General features: G+C 41.9%; 3 protein-coding genes and 2 pseudogenes. All 5 read right to left on the bottom strand.

Translation table 11 applies throughout. The features are described 5' to 3' along the window. A pseudogene (locus tag QZ562_RS19595) lies at positions 1-444 on the bottom strand (transposase); the annotation flags it as partial. A 542-nt stretch (positions 445-986) separates the two neighbouring features. Next, on the bottom strand, positions 987-1,493 hold the full coding sequence (locus QZ562_RS19590; protein WP_293764008.1) for a hypothetical protein: 507 nt from the start codon (positions 1,491-1,493) through the stop codon (positions 987-989). 160 nt (positions 1,494-1,653) lie between these two features. Beyond that, a pseudogene (locus QZ562_RS19585) lies at positions 1,654-1,785 on the bottom strand (IS30 family transposase); the annotation flags it as partial. Positions 1,786-2,247: 462 nt separating this feature from the next. Further along, positions 2,248-3,273 (bottom strand): IS110 family transposase, encoded by a 1,026-nt coding sequence (locus tag QZ562_RS19580; protein WP_293764005.1) that lies wholly within the window; start codon positions 3,271-3,273, stop codon positions 2,248-2,250. A 1,307-nt stretch (positions 3,274-4,580) separates the two neighbouring features. Next, positions 4,581-4,897, bottom strand: a 317-nt coding sequence (locus QZ562_RS19575) for a hypothetical protein (protein ID WP_293764002.1), incomplete at its 5' end; no start/stop codon positions are given.

Raw genomic sequence — 4,897 nt, 5'->3', positions numbered from 1 at the left:
TAGATCAAAGCTAGGGGCGATACGCTCTTTGATGCTGGTGTAGTCTGACTCTTCAGGTGTGCTGCACATATCGGCACGAACAGGGTTCAAATCGACGTAAGCCATACACGTGAGCAGGGCTTCTTCAGTCAAAAGGGCCTGTGATTTATACCGACTTTCCCAAAAGTGACCGGTGCATCCATCTTCTTTATTCGCTTGTCGAGCAATGGGTTCATTTAGACATTTCATAAACCAGCTCAAATCTCCCAAACGGTTACGGTATATCTCAATAAGCCTATTGAGGGTTTCAAAGTCAGCTGGACTATCCAATGTGTTAGCGTGCCATTGTTGGACGGCACGCGGGCCAGTATATAAATGCGTCCAACGTTCGAGAACTTCATTATCCGTCCAGCTTTCTGCCTCTTGCGGCATCAACTTTATGACAAGATGGATATGATTGGACATCACACAATAACTGCAAATGTCGAGTGCAAAGAGTGATGATAAAATACGAATACGGTTCTCAATCCACTGTCGGCGATGGTTATTGACAGGGATGGAACGGTCCGGCGTCCCGGTGTATGCCTGTTTTGCATCGTTACAGGGACGTAACTAATTAGAACAACGCAGGAGCAGTTGTCGAGGAGCAAAAACAGGTCATAGTCTTTACCGGAATGAGCATCAATACCACACAGGTAACTGCGACGTACACAGCGGGAAACAACGTAGTAATAAGGTGTGTCTTCAACTGCGACAAGTTGTTTTCTGGATAGGGTCATCGTCATTTCCTTTAACGATTGAGGTATGTCCTTCCTTTCTAGATATTAAATGCTAAGGGATAATGGTATATGGTTAATTTAAGAGTGCTTTTCCTTTATTCTTTTTCGTTTACTCGCTTTTCTGAGTGCAAAAAATATTAATGAGCGCAAAAAAAACCAGCTGCAGATTGCAGCTGGTTTAATTTATGCTTGCCTTTTATGTTGAAAGGCAGGCAGTGTCATCGTAGTTTATTGTTTTACAAGCGCAAAATTAGCAAGCTGTTCGGGCCGAGTTTCTTCGGTTTCACCGATGCCATTATTTTCATCATCACCCTCATCACCTATATATAAATTATTGCCGCTAATGGCAATAATTTGGTATGTGGTTACACCGTCTTTATCTGTAAGGTCGATTTTCGTTGCTGAAGTGATGGATGCCACTGATCCATCCACTGTGACAACGTCGCCTAACGTATAAGTTTCATTTTCTGGTCCATCTTCGTCCAAGTTATCACCCTCACATGTAAGGCCATTGTAAGAATCCTGTATGACTACACTATTACCGCCATTAGCCGTAAATGTCACTTGGAATGAAAAATCCCCGCCATCCATTTCTATTGCTTGGCAGGCTGACTGCCATATACCGTCAATACTGGTAAGTGCTGTTGTTGCTGCTGCTGGTGTTGTAGAGCTGCTACTACATCCAGTCAGAAGCAAAATGGTAGAACATAATAACGTGCCTGTTAAAAATTTCATACATAACCCTTATAGTCAATTAAAAAATAAAAAGCGGATTCAACTTTGAAGTGCATAAAAACTATACTGCTAGAACATTTATTTAGTTTAAATGCGAAGTGTGTAATGAATATGAAGGGTTTGTGCAATTTTGTGCAAAGTTAACAGGGATGGGTTCAACCTTTCCATTATCGGCAGTCATCGCTAATACCGCCGCCTTATAGGGCGTTAGCAACGCGATCTTTGCTGCAGCAACGACATCAGCCGACTTACTATTGACTCGCTTTGAAACCGGAAGTAGGAAGTATAGGGTCACCCATTAGAAATCCCCGGTCAAGCAGGCAAAGCAAATTCTTTTGGCTTTTTTCAACCAAATCATTTCAGCCCCTAAGGCCGTATTGTTTCTTTCACTAATTCATGCACCTAAAAATATCATGGTTTGGCGTCACACTAACATGCACCAGTCACCCATCTGAATGAAGACATTTGTCAGTGGCGATGAATCGATACTGACAGCCCTTGGCTTAAAGCCTCAGAAATTATTTAGTGCCGTACACTTGTCCAAATCATTAGGTGTCAGGGTTCCCTGACACGATGACAAATCTATGGTTTATACCTACGGTATTACCAGACCACTATGGCTCAAGACACGGGCATACTAGCTTTAACAAACAACTCTTTAGATGGTTAAGTGAGTGGTTTAATCAAGTCTAATGGTTTTACCAACCCCATGGACGAACTCACCCACTTAACCCGAACACGGATTATCTTTTCATCATTTTGAATATCCAAATGCCTTATTGACATCAAAATCAACTTGATCGCGTAGTACGTAAAAACAAGCTCTCGCGAGTTTATGTGCCACTGTTTTTCTGGCAATGACCACTTTTGTTTTGGCCAGCTTTTTTTGATAATAGCGTTTCACGGTGTCGTTATAACGGATAGCAAAGTTCGCAGCCTCTATGAATGCCCAGGCCAGATACTTATTCCCATTTTTGGTGTTTGTACTGCTTTTCTTTTTACCATTACTGTATCTGGCACCGCTAACACAACGGCAGTAAGAGGCATAATTACCCACCTGATCGAACCGGCTAATATCACCAGTCTCCAGCATGATGGTTAGTGCAAGAATTAATCCGATACCATCAATACTGGTGAGTCGTATGAACTCAGGCGTGAGCTTTAATTGCTTCGTTAAAGAGGCCTCGATGACTTTGATTTGTTGTGCTAAACAGTGTTGTACGGTTAGGTTTCCGCCAATAGCTAAACGAACATTGGGATCTCCAAAGTCGTTGTCGAGTTGAGCCAATGTCAATTGTTTCAGCTTGTTACTGTTTATTCGGCGATTCAAATGGCGGTCATACATGCCTTGAATGGAAAGCATGTTCGCTGTCTTTTGTTGAACGAGCTGCATTCTCTTGCGTAACAAGTCTCGCTGCATTCGTGCTTCTTTGGGGTAAATGTAACCTGTTGGCAGGATTGCCAGGCGTAGCATATTGGCTAACCAATTAGCGTCACTATCATCATCGCCATACTTCAAACCAGAATACTGCTGTATGGCTGCCGTATTGGCCAGATGGACTTCAAATTCAGCCTCCATCAAACCATCCACTAGCCAATACCAGTTGTAGGTTGATTCAACTACCAATCCAGTGAGCTCGTCTTGGAAGGGTTTTAAGAGCGCTAGAATCGTGACCAAATCATTGGCCACTTTCTTTTTGAGTTGACTAACGCCCTGTTCGTCAATGATATGAATCACGCTATTGTTTGAATGCAAATCTATTCCACCATATAGTTTCATGCTGATCTCCTCCGCTACGCGGTTTGGCTTGTGTTGTTAGAACCACTTACCTTACCGACTAGTCCGGAGGAGATCTCTATATGATTATCAAGTCTTGAATCTTGAATAGAGCGCGTAATTAAGTAAAATTCAAAAAATGTCTAGACCACTACGAATCGAGTTCCCTGGCGCGTTGTATCATTTGACTATGCGAGGTGATGGACGAGATGATATATATTTGATCGACGACGATAGGGCGTTGTTCTTGTCAGTCTTGGGGCAAGTTTGTGAGAAAGCCATCGCATGGGGTCGGACCATCTTAATCCATTGATACTATTAACTTATTGCCAATATGACCCTGCGATTTGGCGCTTAAACTACCCATTTCATAGGGAAAATAGCCTATTTAAGGAAGAAGACTGTGCCTCGTGCAAATCAATATTTTTCACCAAGCTTTTTATGGCACATTACACACCGCTGTCATAAAAAAGAGTTTCTACTCAAATTTGCTCGTGATCGTGAATGCTGGCTATTCGAGGCAAAGAGGCGTTATGGGTTATGTGTATTAAATTATGTGGTGACCTCCAACCCTATTCATTATTCATTTACTGGTGAAAGACACAAACCAGCACGTCATCGCCAAAAGCCTGCAGTCCATCGCGGGACGGACTGCACAGGAATATAATCTGCGAAAGCAACGTAAAGGCGCATTTCGGGAGGACCGCTATCATGCTACCGTGATTGAATCTGACGAACATTTCCTTCGGTGCCTAATATATATCGATATGAATATGGTCAGAGCCGATGTTGTCAAGCACCCTACAGAATGGGTTCACGGCGGTTACTGAGAAATCCAGCAACCACCGAAACGATACCGTATTATCGATACCCCTGTATTGATGGATCTTGGTGGCTTTAATGATATTGCTACTATGCAGCAACAACTTAGGCAATGGTGAATTGAAGAGCTGACAATTAACAATAGTGTGCGAGATAAAACCTAGTCGAAAGTTTAGCTGTGGGGAGTGAAGACTTTGTTGAGAAAGTAAAAACTTCACTTAACACCGAAGCCACTAATAGGGAAGTAACAGAAATGGCAGACAAACATGCGCTACGTGAACAGTCAGCGCGTTACAATAGTGATTTTGGTGCTAAAAACACCGGTTTAAGGCTAAATAAAAGGCATTTTTTGGATGATTTATAAGTTAAATCAATGGGTTACCCTGGTCCGACTCGAAGATGGAATTTAGTCTAACTTTTATTCACTGAGGCTTAAGTAATAAGGCTAGAATTGTTTATTCTAAACTATGGATGTCTAATTTATTTGGTCAGTTCGAAAACTTTTCTTTCCATACTTTTAGTTCAGGCTTCTTACCACTGAATGTTTTTAACAAGTCAACAGTAATAAACCAACCAGAGTCATCATCGTGTTTTGAGTAGCCTAAAGTGTAAGCATTGTCCAGATGAAAAAAAATAGCTGTTCCTAAGTCTTTTGCCGACTGCCTATCAGCTTGTACCCATCCAATGGAAGCACCAAATGGAATCGTTGTCTGCCACCAATTAAATCCAAATAACTCTAATCCGATTGCTTCCTTTTGCTGCTCACCATCAATTGCATTACTTACATTTTCAATAACAACAGTGG

This window comes from uncultured Paraglaciecola sp., assembly GCF_913058035.1.
In the GTDB taxonomy this organism is placed as follows: Bacteria; Pseudomonadota; Gammaproteobacteria; order Enterobacterales; family Alteromonadaceae; genus Paraglaciecola.
Note: the sequence above shows the minus strand (reverse complement) of the source record. Positions and strands in the feature narration are given on the sequence as shown.

Excerpts from the sequence above, each read along its gene's own strand:
- QZ562_RS19590 (WP_293764008.1), bottom strand. The coding sequence starts at position 1,493 with ATGAAATTTTTAACAGGCACGTTATTATGTTCTACCATTTTGCTTCTG.
- QZ562_RS19580 (WP_293764005.1), bottom strand. The coding sequence starts at position 3,273 with ATGAAACTATATGGTGGAATAGATTTGCATTCAAACAATAGCGTGATT.